The sequence below is a fragment of the Woeseia sp. D3-10 genome, assembly GCF_055809415.1.
In genome coordinates, this window is record NZ_JBVVTW010000007.1 from 1230440 (window position 1) to 1244563 (window position 14124).

A 14124-nucleotide genomic window follows, 5' to 3' on the forward strand; every position below is an offset into this window, starting at 1 on the left:
CCGGTATGACTATGGAGAAATTCGCCCTGCACGAAAAGCTCTCCTGCTTTGATGACGTCTGGTCACCGAAGATCGTTGCCGAAATGAACGGCCAGTACGTCAAGCTGGCGAAGGGGCTGGGTGAACTTGACTGGCACAGTCATGAACACGAAGACGAGTTCTTCATGGTGGTCAGTGGTCATCTGGACATCCACCTGCAGGACCGCGTGGTGGCGCTCGACCCGGGCGAATGCTTTGTTGTCCCACGCGGCGTACTGCACCGGCCCGTTGCTGTTCACGGCGCTGAAATACTTCTGATCGAGCCGAAGAGTACACTGCACACTGGTACGCAGCGGACGGCACAGACCGTTGCAATCGAAGATCAGGAGTGGATCTGATGAAAGCCTTGAGAATAGCCGGGCTCGCCGCAACAGCATTGTTTTCGGCCAGCTGCGCAAGCAACACGACACCGGACGAACCTATCGTGTGGTCTGCAGAATGGTTCCAGTGTGACAGCCGCTTCGAATGCATTGCTGTTCAGGATGCCTATTGCAAACACACCGCCGTCAACTCGAACTATTCGCTGGTGTATCAGGACTGGGCACGACAGCAGGTTGAGAGTATTGGCGAAATCGCACCCTGCGATCGCGACAGCGAACAGGATCGTATGCCTATCCCCGCCGTTTGCCACAACAACACCTGTGAACATCCTGGCCACGTCAAATAGCCATTGTCCGCGGATGAGCAGACGATCAGCAGCGTCCGGCTAAGACTTCAGAAAACTCGTGCCGTAGTCCATTTTCTCGAGATCAAAGAACGTCGCGAGACTCTGACCGATATCAGCAAATGTATCGCGCAGGCCCAGGGAACCGGGCGTTACCGCCGCACCGTAAGCAAGCACGGGAATGTGCTCGCGGGTGTGGTCAGACCCTGGCCAGGCAGGATCGCAGCCATGGTCAGCACAGATGAGCAATAAGTCATCGTCTTTCATTTCAGCCAGCAACTCGGGCAATCGCGCGTCGAAGTACTCCAGCGCTTCCGCGTAACCCTTGGCGTCGCGGCGATGACCATAGAGCATGTCGAAGTCGACGAAGTTGGTAAACACGATCGAACGATCCGACGCCTCCGGCAGAGCCGCCAGGGTCGCATCGAACAATGCCGCGTTGCCAGTCGCCTTGATCTTTTTGGTGATGCCCTGATGCGCGTAGATATCGCTGATCTTGCCGATGCTGATCACTTCACCGCCCGATTCAGCGAGCTTGTCCAGCACTGTCGGCGCTGGTGGCGGCGTGGTCAGATCCCGGCGATTGCCGGTACGGACAAAGTTGCTGCTGTCGGTGCCGATGAACGGCCGGGCGATGATTCGACCGATGTTGTATTCATCAACCAGCTTGCGGGCGATGTCGCACAACGCGTACAAACGCTCGAGACCGAAGCTCTCCTCGTGGGCCGCAATCTGAAACACGCTGTCTGCTGAGGTATAGAAAATCGGCTTGCCGGAGCGCATATGCTCTTCGCCGAGTTCGGCAATGATGGTCGTACCCGAAGAATGGCAATTGCCGAGGTAACCGGGCAGCTCAGCCTGAGCAACCAGCGCATCCAGCAATTCGGTTGGGAAAGTATTCGTCAACTCGGTGAAATAGCCCCATTCGAACAACACGGGTACACCGGCAATCTCCCAGTGCCCGCTTGGCGTGTCTTTGCCACTCGACAGTTCCGCGGCATGGCCGTAGGCGCCAATGATATCGACGTTGGTTTCCGTGCCAGCGGGGAACGCACCGGCACTGTCACGGGCAGCGTGCAGTAAGCCCAGGCGCGCGAGGTTCGGCAGGCGGAGCGCCTTGCCCGTCGTTTCCAAATGGAACTTCGCGATACTTCCCAGTGTATTAGCGCCAACATCGCCGAACTTGTCGGCATCTGCTGTGGCACCAATCCCAAAGGAGTCCAGTACCAGAATGATGGCCCTAGCCATGGTCTCTCCTGTGTTGGCCGCGCGCCTATTGCAGCGAGTAGAACAGACCTGCCAGCGACGCGCTCATCAAGTTGGCTAGTGTACCCCCAATAACCGCACGGAGCCCAAACCGGGCGATGTCACGGCGCCTTGAGGGTACGATACTGCCCAGCCCACCCAGCAATATGGCAATAGACGCCAGATTGGCGAAGCCGCACAAGGCGAAGGTGATTATCACCTGCGTTTGCGCTGAGAGCGTTTCTTTGAGCTGCACGAAATTGGCGTACGCGTAGAATTCGTTGATCACCATTTTCTGGCCGATCAGGCTGCCGGCAACGTTCGCCTCGTCCCAGGGCACGCCCAGCAGATAGGCGATGGGCGCGAACAATTTGCCGAGCAGGAATTGCAGTGTGAGGTCCTCGAACCCGAACCAGCCGCCTATGCCACCCAACAAACCGTTCAACAGGGCAATCATTGCAACGAAAGCCAGCAGCATGGCACCGACGTTGAGCGCCAGTGTCAGCCCGGTTGCAGCTCCGTTGCCGATAGCCTCGAACACGTTAACCGCGCGCTCGTCGTCGCCGGTCTCGGCCGGGTCGAACCGCTCTGCCGCCGCTGACGTTTCCGGCATCATCAACTTGGCCATGAGCAAACCACCGGGCGCAGCCATGAAACTTGCGGTAATCAGGTATTTGAGGTCCACACCCATGGCCGCGTAGCCGGCCATTACGGCACCCGCGATCGTGGCGCAGCCACCGGTCATCACGGCGAACAATTCTGAGTCACTCATTCGCGCGAGATAGGGCTTTACGACCAGCGGCGCTTCTGTATGACCTACGAATATATTGGATACAGCCGACATCGACTCCGTTTCGCTGGTACGGAGCAGTTTGTGCAGCAAACCACCCAGCGTGCCAACGACGCGCTGCATGATGCCAAGGTAATAAAGTAGCGACATTAGCGCTGAGAAAAACACGATGACCGGCAGTACATTCAGAGCGATAGTAAAGCCCAGACTCTCGGCGGTCTTACTGCCGAACACGAAAACGATGCCGTCATTGCCATAGTTAATAACGTGTTGAACACCGTTTACGACCCACTGCAATGCACTGCGCCCTGACGGCACGTACATGATCAGGCCAGCAATGCTGACCTGCAAAAAAAAGGCGATACCTACGGTACGCAGATTGATCGCGCGCCGGTCTGTAGACAACACGACTGCGATCATCAGCAGCGCCACCATGCCAAGTAGTGCTATCAAGTGCTTATCCCCGCTCGGTCAAAAAAAAATCGCCGGACAGCGTAAGCCTGTCCGACGATTTCCATGATACGGCGTCTGGCGCCGTTAGTGGTGCAAACTTTCCGGAACGAAGCTACTTTCACCGAAGAACTCGATGCGGGTAAGGAACGTGTAATCCGCCTCCAGTGACATAAGCCCGATCAACACCAGAATTGCCACCGGCGGTACCAGAATGGCGAGCTGCAATGCCCTTCTCTCCCATTTCATGTGCATGAAAATAGCGGTGATGAAACCCGCCTTGATGAACATGAACACGAGTATCAGTGTCCAGCGCAGGTACCCCTGATAGCCGATGTAGTCGACCATATAGGACAAGGTGCTGACGACGAACAGCAACCCCCATATCCAGAAGTAGATCGCCAGCGGATGTTGTTGATCTTCTTGCGCCATGGAAAACAACTCCTGTCGACAATTACCAGAGATAGAAGAAAGCGAAAATGAATACCCAGACGAGATCAACGAAATGCCAGTACAGCCCGACAATTTCGACGATCTCGTAATTACCGCCACGCTTCTCGTAGAAACCGTTCTTGACCCGGAACGCAATCACCAGCAAATAGATGACTCCGCCAGTAACGTGCAGACCGTGAAAACCCGTGATCATGAAGAAACTCGAGCCGAATTGCGCTGCACCCATGGGGTTGGCCCACGGCCGGACGCCTTCGTCGACAATCAACTTGGTCCACTCGAATGCCTGCATACCAACGAAACTGGCGCCCAGCACTGCGGTTGCAATCATGAGCCAGAAAGTTCGTTTGCGGTCTTTGCGATAGCCCATGTTGACCGCCATCGCCATCGTGCCGCTCGAGGTGATGAGGATGAAGGTCATGATGGCTATCAGGACAAGTGGAATCGGGTCGCCACCGAAACTGAGCGCGAAGACTTCGCTGGGAATCGGCCATGGATCGGCCGCCGACATACGCACAGTCATGTAACCAACGAGGAAGCAACTGAAGATAAACGTATCGGACAGCAGGAATATCCACATCATTGCCTTGCCCCACGGCACGTGGAACGCCTGCTTGTCGGCAGAGAAGTCCTGAACGACTCCTGATCCTTCCGCGGTAGTACTCAACGCAGCTTCCGACATGTTCTATTCCTTATCAGGTTGTTAACAGCAGCCCGAACAGTACGATCCAAACCAGCAACAGGTAGTGCCAGTACACCGTGCAAAGCTCAACACTCAATCTGACACTGTCCGCATCTGCGCCGCCAAACACACGGATCAATGACCGCGCCCAGACCCAGACGCCACCCAGCAGATGAAGCCCGTGCAGTGCCGTCAGCAGATAGAAAAAGGCATTCGCCGGATTGCCATTGACCGTGACACCCGTCGTATAAAGACCGCGCCAGGCAGTGAGTTGTCCGATCAGAAAGAGCAGCGTGAACGTGCCAGCCAAGAGCAGGCCGGGTTTCAGTCGCGCACTGCGGCCTGCCACTGCCGCATTGCGGGTCCAGTGATACGCGATACTCGACAGCACCAGAAAACCTGAGTTGACCCAAAGCAATTGCGGCTCGGTCAGCGGGACCCAGTCAGCGCCCATGCGCATGCGAATCGTGTAGGCACTGATAAACAAGGCAAACAACGATGTCGCCACCGCAAGAAACGTGGTCAGGCCGATGGTCTTGGCGTTGGTTTCCAGCGAGTTGCCGCTGACCGCATCATCTGCGGCACTGGACACCCAGGGTTGCGTACCCAGCGTCTGGCGCAAGAGCCAGCCAATCACGGTTGCCATGATCGCAGCAAGAAAAACCAGTGTAATTGTCATGAGTTCAGGCCTGATTCCGGGTACGTGATTGCTTAGTGTTCAGAGCCAACCGGAACAACGCTGGCCGGCACGTTTTGCGGCGTGAAGTCCTGTTCCTGGCCCGGCACGCTGTAGTCGTAAGCCCAGCGATGCACTTCTGGCAGATCATGCCCCCAGTTACCGTGCTTCGGCGGCGTGTCCGGCGTTTGCCATTCCAGTGTGGTCGCGCCCCACGGATTGCCGCTCGCTTTCTTGCCGTGTTTCAGGCTCCAGAATATGTTGATAAAGAACAGAACCTGGGTCAGCGCAACAATGATCGCCGAGATGGTGATCGCCGCGTTCAGATCGTGCGCAGATTCCGGCATGAAGTCAGTATTGCCCATCGCGAAGTACCGTCGCGGCACACCAAGAAAACCAAGGTAATGCATCGGCAGGTAGATGGAATAGGTACCGAGGAAGGTCAGCCAGAAATGCCAGCGGCCCAGTGTTTCATTGAACATGCGCCCGGTAATCTTCGGGTACCAGTGATAGATCGCGCCGAACACCACGAGAATAGGCGATACGCCCATCACCATATGGAAGTGGGCGACGACGAAGTAAGTGTCCGACAGCGGCAGATCGACAACGACGTTACCCAGGAAAATGCCGGTCAAACCGCCGTGTATGAACGTAAATATAAAGCCGATGGCAAACAGCATTGGCACGCGCAGGTGAATGTTGCCCTGCCACAGCGTCAACACCCAGTTGTAAACCTTGAGCGCCGTAGGCACCGCGATAATCAGCGTAGTGGTTGCAAAGAAGAAACCGAAATACGGATTCATGCCGCTGACGTACATATGATGCGCCCAGACGATAAAGCTCAGCCCGCCGATGGCCAGAATTGCCCAGACCATCATGCGATAGCCGAAGATGTTCTTGCGCGCGTGTGTCGCCAGTAAGTCCGACACGATACCGAAGGCCGGCAGCGCAACGATGTACACCTCCGGATGACCGAAGAACCAGAACAGGTGCTGGAACAGAATCGGCGTCCCACCAGTATGTTCCACCTGCTCGCCAGCCGCGATCATCGCGGGCATGAAGAAACTGGTGAGGATGGTTTTATCCAGCAACATCATCAACGCGCTGACTAAGAGAGCCGGAAACGCCAGCAAGCCAAGTATTGTCGCCATGAAGATGCCCCACACCGACAAGGGCAAACGCATCAGCGTCATGCCGCGGCAGCGTGCCTGCAGCACCGTGGTTATGTAGTTAAGGCCACCCATCGTGAACGCCACGATGAACACCACCAACGACACCAGCATCAGGATGATGCCCCATTCAACACCCGGCGTACCTGCCGATATCGCCTGCGGTGGGTACAAGGTCCAACCCGCACCCGTCGCGCCGCCCGGCACAAAAAAACTGGCGAGCAAGATAATGACGGACAACAGGTACACCCAGAAGCTCAACATGTTGAGGTACGGGAAGACCATGTCGCGCGAACCGACCATTAGCGGAATCAGGTAGTTGCCGAAACCACCGAGGAACAGGGCAGTGAGCAAATAAATCACCATGATCATGCCGTGCATGGTGACGAACTGATAATAGCTTTCAGGCGTAATGAACGAAAAATTATCGGGAAAGCCGAGCTGCAGTCGCATCATTACGGACAGGCAAAGTGCAACCAGGCCGACGAAAACGGCCGTCATACCGTACTGGATGGCAATGACCTTGTGGTCCTGGCTCCAGACGTATTTCGTAATGAAAGTCTGCGGATCGTGGTGCTCGATCTCGTGATCACGATCTGCGATTGCAACGTAAGCCATCTGGCATTCCTCGTAGTGTTTACTTGTTTATCGCTTGCCTGGCATCTGTCTCCGTCTGCTTACAAAGTATTGATGTAAGCAACAACGTCATTCAATTTTTGTTCGTCCTGCAATACCTGTGACATGAAACCCATCTGCATGCCGTAGTAATCCTGCGGATGTCCGCCGCGTACCCCGTTGCGGAAATGCTCCAGCTGTCGCGCGAGGTACCAGTCGCTCATACCGGCGAGGCGTGGCGCGTTCATGGTCTGATAACCCTGCCCGTCCGGGCCATGACAATACGAACAAACGGTGTAGAGTTTTTCGCCGGCAGCCGGGTTGCCTTCAACCGTTGCCGCCGGCGCGGTGTCCGGCAGATTCTGTATGTGCGCGATCACGTTGTTGATGGCCGTATCGTTTGCCAGGATCGCGGCCATCGGCGCCATTTGTCGCCCGTAGACATCGTCTTCATGGCTGCCGCGCAACCCGGCCTTGAATGCCTTGATCTGGCTGCTGAGATACCACGCACTCTGCCCGGCAAGTTTTGGCCCGTTCATCGCGACAACACCCTCGCCTTGCTGACCATGACAGGCGGCGCAAACGGCGTACTGCGCCTGACCCACCGTCGCATTACCCGCTGCAACCGCCAGTGTTTCCGCATAAGTCGGGTGGGTGTCCACCCACGCCAGATAGTCCGCCTTGTCTTCAACGACCACGGCGCCGCGCATCGCGTAATGAGCGATACCGCAAAGCTCTTCACACAACAGTTCGTAACGGCCGTTCACCGTTGGTGTCAGCCACATGTAGGTGATCATGCCCGGCACGAGATCCATTTTGACCCGGAACTGGGCAACTGCGAAATCGTGCAGAACGTCTTTGGAACGCAGATTGAACTTGACCGGGGTACCAACAGGTACATGCACCTCGGCACTCGAAACCAGAATGTCATCGAGTCCGTTGGGGTCATCCGCGTCCATACCAAACGGATTGTCTGCAGTAACGAAGGAATTGTGCACGTTGCCGAACTCGCCATCGTCACCCGGCAGCCGATAACTCCAATGCCATTGCTGACCAATCGCTTCGATCTCAATCGCATTGTCGGGGACTTTGACGAAACTGGCCCAGACGAAGAGTCCGGGCGCCAACATCGCAGCGACCAGCACGGTCGTCACAACTGTCAGTATCCACTCCAGCTTTTGGTTTTCGGGTTCGTAGTTCGCCTTGCTGCCAGCTTTGGCGCGGTACCTGATGACGCACCAGGCCATGAACAGGTTCACGGCAACGAAGACGAATCCGGTAACGACGAAGGTGATATCGATCGTGAAATCGATCGCGCCCCAGTTCGAGGCGAGCGGCGTAAAGGTCCAGGGGCTCAGGAAATGAAAGACGAGCGAACCCACTACTAACAGAATCAACACTACTGCTAAAGGCATACCTGTCGCATCCTTTGTTCGTGACCGTGCGGATTTTTGTGGACGGCAATAGGTGAATGCCGCTCTATCTGGTCAGCGCGCCGTTGTTCTTTGTTCGGTCGTAGTCTTGCTTATCCCCTGTTCGCGGTTGTCTTGGCAAACCGTCATTTGTAATTCCCGGAATGTCTGACTGCCGCGTTCGTATTTGAAACGGACGGACTGATTCCAGCACGCAGAATAGAGGAATCGGAATTTGATTTCCACTGGAAGACTGCACGGTGGGGCAACGCGCGTGAACGGTACGCTTGCGACATCGTCGCGCCCCGATAAAATTCGGCCGAGTTCTTCGCTAAAAGGAGCGCAGCAAATCGCGCTCTATGGACTGCCGGGCCTTTTCAACGTCGGCTTGCAGATTAAGCAGTTCCTGCTGTAACGGTTGGGTCAGGTCCACCGGCTCAACCTCAAGTGGCAACGGCCTGACCGCTTCCTGCGTATACGGCGGCACTGTGGCCAACTGCAGCTCCTCGACTGTGGGTGCGCGCAGGAATACGGTGATGGCGACAACCAGGCCAACCAGACCCGCAACCAGTCCGGCATAACGCACAGCGCGCCATTGTGGTCGCGACCGGTTGGCGGCCGCTGCAGGTCGGGACTCCCGCCACTGCGCATCCAGGCGCTGGCGCCAGGCGTCCGGCAGCTCTGCATCGATGGCTGCCGCATCCTGCGCCAGTTGTTGGTCAAGCTTATCCATAGGCCTCACTCTCGGGGCGTCCCGCCTCCTGTGCCGTCATCGCCGTTCGCAAGCGCCGCCGCGAACGCATGAGGCTGACTTTGGTCCAGGGCAATGTACGTTGCAATGTCCGCGCAATGTCCTTGACCGTCATTCCCTCCACACTGTGCAGCCACAGGGCGGTCACAGCATCTTCACTGAGCAGTCGGCGCGCTGTGCGCCAAAGATTCTCGCGCTCGTCCGCGGCCATGCATGCGGCCAGCGGATCCGCGCTTTCATCGACCTGCTCCTGCTCACCTGCCGCAACGTCACCGCGTTGCCGCGCTGCCCGACGTAGCGCAATACGGTAAAGCCAGGTACTGAATCGCCAGTGCGAATTGTAACTGTGCAGATAACGCCAGGCATCGACGAAGGCCTCCTGCAATGCATCTTCCGCGTCGGCGCGACTGGCGCAACGCGTTTGCAGGAACCGGAACAGGCGTTGCTGATAGCGCGTAACCAGTTCGGCATACGCCTCCGCGTTACCTTGCTGAGCATCGGCCGCCAATTGTTCGTCACTGTGCACCTGCAGCAGTTGCAGTCAGTCCGACAACAATTGCACAAGCAAAGCCGGATCGAACACCGTACTGACGCTCAGCACCGCATCGGCCACGCTCACCTTGGTGTTGCTAATCATGGACTGAATCTGCGGATCGATATCGCTGTTGAATGCCTGCAATCCGATCAGGCCATTGATCACGCTGCTGATCGAGCGTGCCATCATTGCATCGGTCGACTTCAGCTGCGCTTCCACTGCCAGCAAACCGCCTCGATCTGCCACCAGCAAGGCGGCCTGTTCGGTATTGCGGAGGATGTTCGAATTCCAGTCATCATCATCGGTGGCGAAGTGCTCTGCGCGCATCCCTGCCTGCACAAAACTCTTGTCCGCGGTCATCACGAACAACGCGCCTTTGTGGCCGCCACTGCCAACGATCTTGCCACCGCTTTGCAACAGCTCCTGCATCTGACCTTCGGAGGACGACACAAGCACTTTGTTCGGCACCGCAAAACTGAAGAACGCCGCATCCTGAAGGTTGCCAAGCAGGTCACCGGTATTCGGTTCAGCGTCATTGTCGCCAGCGAAAAAGTACGCCTTGCCACGGTGTTCCCGCGGATCGAAATCACCCTGCAACGCCACCATCGCCATGAGCTTGTCTTTGGTCTCCTGGCTGAGCGCGCCTTCGAGCACGATGGTGACACCCGGTCCGACGGCAGAGTATGCCGTCACCCGTTCCAGCTCACGGCCAATATCAATGCCGGTCTCTTCATTGACCTCGACGAATACTTCGCCGTCGAGCCAGCGATACAGTTCGCGGCCGGATTCGCTGCTCCGCATACCGGCCAGATCAGCGTGCAAGTACCAGATCGTGTCGCCCGGCAGGTCGTCGCTGTCGACAGCGGCAACCGGCGAACTGTAAGCCAGGGCAATCGCCAGGAAAGTAAGAAATACCTTGTGGATGGTCATCGTATGTCCCGCAAATGGTGAGTGTCTGCAGGCTTATAGTCTCGCCGGCAGCAAAAGGTTACACCTGCCGGAAAAGAGTTACCCATCCGCTTTATTGCTGCCAGACCACCTCACCGTCCATCAGGGTCAGCAGTACTTCCGTCTTGTGGATCGAATACGGCTCCACTTCGAAAATATTCTGGTCCAGAACAATAAGATCCGCTTTCTTGCCGGTCCGGATCGAACCGACCTCATCATCGATATGCATCTGCTGCGCCGCGTCTATCGTAAAGCCGCGGACCAGTTCGGCGACGCTTAACCGCTCCGACTCCCGAGGCTGTACCGGTGCATCCGGTTCACCGGCACTTTGTCGCGTATGGCCAATCTCGATTTGAAACAGCGGTGACATCCCGAGCATCCCCGCGCCACTCGCCGGGAAGTCGCTGCCAAAACTCAGCGCGACGCCGAGATCAGCGAGACTCTTGAAACGCCAGTAGCGCTGGAACTGGTCTTCGCTGACGAACTGCTCACCGTAGGTATCGTAGGACGCCCAGAGCGGCGTACTCTGCGCGAAGACCCCCAGCTCGGCAAAACGCGGCAGATCCTGATCGGTAATCACCTGAATATGGCAGATGGCATACCGCGACTGGCTGTCGGCATAGCGCTCCTGCGCTACCTCTATCGCATTCAATGCTTCGTGAACGGCACGCTCACCTAACGCATGTATGTGCACATCGATATTGGCTGCGGCAGCACCCACCACCATTTCATTCATCTCGTCCTGGGTGTAAACGGTTTCACCGCTGTTGCCGGGTTCGCCCTGGTAGTCCTCAAACATTGCCGCGGTACGACCTTCAACCGTACCGTCGTCCATGATCTTAAGTCCGCGGTAATGATAGCGCTCACCCTTAATCGTCGCGCCCCACTCTTTCGCCCGGCTTACTGCATCAGCGACGTCCTTGGGGCCACCCGGTCGGTAGACGCCAACAATACGCACCGTCATGTCACCGGCTTTCTCAAGGCGCGACAGTATGTCAGGCAGTTCCTCAGCGTAACCACCAGCGCCCGCGTCGAACACGGAAGTCACGCCGTACTTATTGAGCACATCAAACACGTAGGCTGTCCCTTCGACCACGGTATCGGTCGTTACGGCATTGAGGCCGTCCATCGCCATGCCCGCGGTGCCTTCCAGTAAGTAACCGGTCGCATCTCCGTTCGCATCGCGCTTGTAGTAACTGAAACCGGGCGCCGGGTCCTGGGTATCCTGGGTGATGTTCAGCAACTCGAGCGCCAGGCTGTTGGCCCATGCGCCGTGAAAGCCTTCGTCCATGATCAGCACGGGGCGATCCGGCACCACGCCATCAATCATCTGCCGGGTGGGACCGTTCGGGCCAAATGTGCTGGCAAGAAAACCGTAACCGAAGATCAGCGGTGCATCGGGATTGGCCTCGGCGAATTCGCCGATGGCAGCGACCCATTCGTCGACCTCGCCATAGGTATTCAACGACAACGCTTTGGCGTAAGCCCCGCCACCGATCGGGTGCATGTGCGAATCGATAAAACCTGGCAGCAACAGCTTTCCGGCCAGATCGTGTACTTCAGTCTGCTTCCCGGTCAACGCTTCAGCGCCAGCGTTATCACCAACATAGATGATCCGGTCATCACGGACAGCAACCGCCTCAGCCCACGGTTGCTCATCGTTGACGGTATAGACCCGCGCATTTACGAAAACCCGGTCCGCCGCATCGGGGTCGGTTGCGGCATCACCGCAACCGGCGAGCACCAGAACGGACAGCAAAATGGCAGACAACAAGTAACGGCAGAAATAGCGGTCGGTCATATCAGGCCTCGTACGTGGTACGGCCGCCCATGACCGTACGAATTATGGGTATATCAACTAAACGGCCGGCATCGACCTCGTGCGGATCTTCAGCCAGCAGGACAAAGTCTGCCAGCTTACCGGGCTCAAGCGAGCCTTTGCTGTTTTCCTCGAAAGAGGCGTAGGCACCATGCACCGTACAGATTCGCAACGCCTCGGTCACTGACACGCGTTGATTCGCGCCCCACACTCGACCGCGCGTATCAGTTCGCGTCACCATGCTTTGCAAGGCCATCATCGGCTCGTAGGGACCGGGCGTAAAATCCGAGGCCGGCGCTACGGGAATGCCGGCATCCAGAAAACTGCGGTGCGCAAACATCGACTGCATTTTTTCTTCGCCGTAGTCGAGCCACTTGTTGCCGTGGTAATAAATGTAGGTATAGAAAGGCGCTGGCACGACACCCGTCGAGCGAATTCTTCGCAACAGATCGTCATTAATCAGCGAGCAATGCTCGATACGATGCCGCGGATTCTGACCGGCATGACCGGCAAGCACGCGCTCATATGCTTTTAGCACCATGTCAATCGCGACATCACCGTTCGCATGAATACCAACGCGAAAATCGTGCGCTACCGCGTCATCCACAGCTTCGTCAATCTGCTCCTGGGTCATGGTCAGGATGCCGAAGTTGTCCGGCTGCCCTTGGTACGGCGTGCTCATGCTCATCGTGCGCTCGGACGCCGAACCGTCTGCGGAGTACTTCACCGCACCGATCCGAATCATGTCGTCGCCGAAGCCAGACCGAATGCCTGCCGCTTTCAGACCCTGAAACATTTCGCTGTTGCCGCCCGGCATGAAGGACACGCGGCAGTTCAGTTCACCGGCGGCAAGCGCATCCTGATAGGCACGCATGTTGTCCGCGTTGCCATAGGCGTCAGTGGTCGATGTCAAACCGGACGCCGCCATGTTTGCCGTTGCGACTTTGGCTGACGCCTGACGCACGTCGCGATCCATCGTCGGCCAGGTGCCGACCTTACGAAATACATCGAGCGCGTGTTCCGCGATCTTGCCGCTAAGTTCACCATCCTCACGAAAGTACTTGCCACCGGTCGGGTCCGGCGTATCGATGGTGACGCCTGCAATCTCGAAGGCTTTCGAATTGACGACACCCGTATGCCCGCCACGGTGACCAACAAACACCGGGTGATCGCGCACAACTTCATCGATGTCACGACGATTGAGTGCCCGTTCTTCTTCGAACTTGGTGTCGTCGTACATTACGCCACGCACCCAGTGACCGGGCGGCGTCTTCGCCGCTTGCCTCGCCAGCGCTTCTTTAACATCGGCGATGCGTGGCAGGTTCACGTTGACGCCCAGCGCCTCTTCGCCGAACAAAGGATGACTGTGCGCATCGATGAAGCCGGGCGTAATCGTCAGGCCGCGCGCGTCTATACGTTTTGTCGCGGCGGTTGCATAAGCCAGTATGTCGTCGTTGCTGCCAACTGCCAGCAAGCGATCACCGCGAATCGCGAGAGCTTCGGCACGTGGCTGTGACGAATTCATTGTGTAAATCTTGCCGCCAGTCACAATCAGATCGGCGTTGCCCGCAGGAGCGGCCGCCTGAGCCGCTCTCGTAGCACCCGCAAGCCCGAGTCCGAAAGGCAGCGCGCTACCGGTACCGAGAAACCGTCGTCGTGTGAATTTCGCCATGAATTTCCCCTTCGGATTCAGTGCAACGCGATGCGGTCCTGTCACAGACAACGACCGCAGTAACGTATCGGGCACGCTTCGACCAGCGCTCGGATGCCGCTCGATACTAGACGCGCCGACACTTACTCACAAGGCGGGTCAGGCTGCCTGTCTCACGCAGTGACGAGAGGCTTGAAGCTCGGAAGCGGATCTGCCTGCATTTCATCG

Annotated in this window: 14 protein-coding genes; 2 read left to right on the forward strand and 12 right to left on the reverse strand. The window is 57.1% G+C overall.

Annotated features, from left to right (window positions below; all coding sequences use genetic code 11):
• Nucleotides 1-5 precede the first annotated feature (5 nt).
• Both AC0L8N_RS06295 and AC0L8N_RS06300 read left to right on the forward strand, forming a co-directional pair.
• A complete protein-coding gene (locus tag AC0L8N_RS06295) occupies nt 6-377 on the forward strand; it encodes a cupin domain-containing protein (RefSeq protein ID WP_473666718.1) in 372 nt (123 codons plus the stop codon).
• Complete coding sequence (locus tag AC0L8N_RS06300; RefSeq protein WP_473666719.1) at nt 377-706, forward strand: hypothetical protein; 330 nt, start codon at nt 377-379, stop codon at nt 704-706. The genes AC0L8N_RS06295 and AC0L8N_RS06300 overlap by 1 nt, the downstream gene beginning before the upstream one ends.
• Before the next feature lie 39 nt (nt 707-745).
• On the opposite strand, the gene AC0L8N_RS06305 is transcribed toward AC0L8N_RS06300, so the two are convergent.
• The 12 genes from AC0L8N_RS06305 to AC0L8N_RS06360 all read right to left on the reverse strand — a co-directional run bounded on the left by AC0L8N_RS06305 (nt 746) and on the right by AC0L8N_RS06360 (nt 13917).
• Nucleotides 746-1951 carry a phosphopentomutase gene (locus AC0L8N_RS06305; protein ID WP_473666720.1) on the reverse strand — a complete coding sequence of 402 codons (1206 nt, stop codon included), beginning with the start codon at nt 1949-1951 and terminating at the stop codon, nt 746-748.
• Between the two features lie 25 nt (nt 1952-1976).
• Nucleotides 1977-3173, reverse strand: coding sequence for a NupC/NupG family nucleoside CNT transporter (locus tag AC0L8N_RS06310; protein ID WP_473670063.1), 1197 nt, complete (start codon nt 3171-3173; stop codon nt 1977-1979).
• A 102-nt stretch (nt 3174-3275) separates the two neighbouring features.
• Entirely contained in the window at nt 3276-3620 is a 345-nt protein-coding gene (locus AC0L8N_RS06315; RefSeq protein ID WP_473666721.1) for a cytochrome C oxidase subunit IV family protein, read from the reverse strand.
• A 22-nt stretch (nt 3621-3642) separates the two neighbouring features.
• Entirely contained in the window at nt 3643-4320 is a 678-nt protein-coding gene (locus AC0L8N_RS06320; RefSeq protein ID WP_473666722.1) for a heme-copper oxidase subunit III family protein, read from the reverse strand.
• 13 nt (nt 4321-4333) lie between these two features.
• A complete protein-coding gene (locus tag AC0L8N_RS06325; RefSeq protein ID WP_473666723.1) occupies nt 4334-4999 on the reverse strand; it encodes a cytochrome c oxidase subunit 3 in 666 nt (221 codons plus the stop codon).
• A 32-nt stretch (nt 5000-5031) separates the two neighbouring features.
• The gene (locus AC0L8N_RS06330) at nt 5032-6783 is read right to left on the reverse strand and encodes a cytochrome c oxidase subunit I (RefSeq protein ID WP_473666724.1); all 1752 of its coding nucleotides are present in this window, start codon (nt 6781-6783) and stop codon (nt 5032-5034) included.
• Between the two features lie 59 nt (nt 6784-6842).
• Complete coding sequence (locus AC0L8N_RS06335) at nt 6843-8195, reverse strand: c-type cytochrome (protein ID WP_473666725.1); 1353 nt, start codon at nt 8193-8195, stop codon at nt 6843-6845.
• 328 nt (nt 8196-8523) lie between these two features.
• On the reverse strand, nt 8524-8925 hold the full coding sequence (locus tag AC0L8N_RS06340) for a hypothetical protein (RefSeq protein WP_473666726.1): 402 nt from the start codon (nt 8923-8925) through the stop codon (nt 8524-8526).
• Entirely contained in the window at nt 8918-9469 is a 552-nt protein-coding gene (locus AC0L8N_RS06345; protein ID WP_473666727.1) for an RNA polymerase sigma factor, read from the reverse strand. The genes AC0L8N_RS06340 and AC0L8N_RS06345 overlap by 8 nt, the downstream gene beginning before the upstream one ends.
• 15 nt (nt 9470-9484) lie before the next feature.
• Nucleotides 9485-10408, reverse strand: coding sequence for a hypothetical protein (locus tag AC0L8N_RS06350; RefSeq protein ID WP_473666728.1), 924 nt, complete (start codon nt 10406-10408; stop codon nt 9485-9487).
• A gap of 91 nt (nt 10409-10499) precedes the next feature.
• Entirely contained in the window at nt 10500-12227 is a 1728-nt protein-coding gene (locus tag AC0L8N_RS06355; protein ID WP_473666730.1) for an amidohydrolase, read from the reverse strand.
• Nucleotide 12228: 1 nt separating this feature from the next.
• A complete protein-coding gene (locus tag AC0L8N_RS06360; protein ID WP_473666731.1) occupies nt 12229-13917 on the reverse strand; it encodes an amidohydrolase in 1689 nt (562 codons plus the stop codon).
• Nucleotides 13918-14124 lie beyond the last annotated feature (207 nt).

Bases quoted from the DNA above. Each gene is read 5' to 3' on its own strand.
- AC0L8N_RS06310 (WP_473670063.1), bottom strand. From the start codon at position 3,173: ATGGTGGCGCTGCTGATGATCGCAGTCGTGTTGTCTACAGACCGGCGC.
- AC0L8N_RS06325 (WP_473666723.1), bottom strand. From the start codon at position 4,999: ATGACAATTACACTGGTTTTTCTTGCTGCGATCATGGCAACCGTGATT.
- AC0L8N_RS06360 (WP_473666731.1), bottom strand. From the start codon at position 13,917: ATGGCGAAATTCACACGACGACGGTTTCTCGGTACCGGTAGCGCGCTG.
- AC0L8N_RS06335 (WP_473666725.1), bottom strand. From the start codon at position 8,195: ATGCCTTTAGCAGTAGTGTTGATTCTGTTAGTAGTGGGTTCGCTCGTC.
- AC0L8N_RS06295 (WP_473666718.1), top strand. From the start codon at position 6: ATGACTATGGAGAAATTCGCCCTGCACGAAAAGCTCTCCTGCTTTGAT.
- AC0L8N_RS06320 (WP_473666722.1), bottom strand. From the start codon at position 4,320: ATGTCGGAAGCTGCGTTGAGTACTACCGCGGAAGGATCAGGAGTCGTT.
- AC0L8N_RS06355 (WP_473666730.1), bottom strand. From the start codon at position 12,227: ATGACCGACCGCTATTTCTGCCGTTACTTGTTGTCTGCCATTTTGCTG.
- AC0L8N_RS06350 (WP_473666728.1), bottom strand. From the start codon at position 10,408: ATGACCATCCACAAGGTATTTCTTACTTTCCTGGCGATTGCCCTGGCT.
- AC0L8N_RS06305 (WP_473666720.1), bottom strand. From the start codon at position 1,951: ATGGCTAGGGCCATCATTCTGGTACTGGACTCCTTTGGGATTGGTGCC.
- AC0L8N_RS06300 (WP_473666719.1), top strand. From the start codon at position 377: ATGAAAGCCTTGAGAATAGCCGGGCTCGCCGCAACAGCATTGTTTTCG.
- AC0L8N_RS06315 (WP_473666721.1), bottom strand. From the start codon at position 3,620: ATGGCGCAAGAAGATCAACAACATCCGCTGGCGATCTACTTCTGGATA.
- AC0L8N_RS06340 (WP_473666726.1), bottom strand. From the start codon at position 8,925: ATGGATAAGCTTGACCAACAACTGGCGCAGGATGCGGCAGCCATCGAT.
- AC0L8N_RS06330 (WP_473666724.1), bottom strand. From the start codon at position 6,783: ATGGCTTACGTTGCAATCGCAGATCGTGATCACGAGATCGAGCACCAC.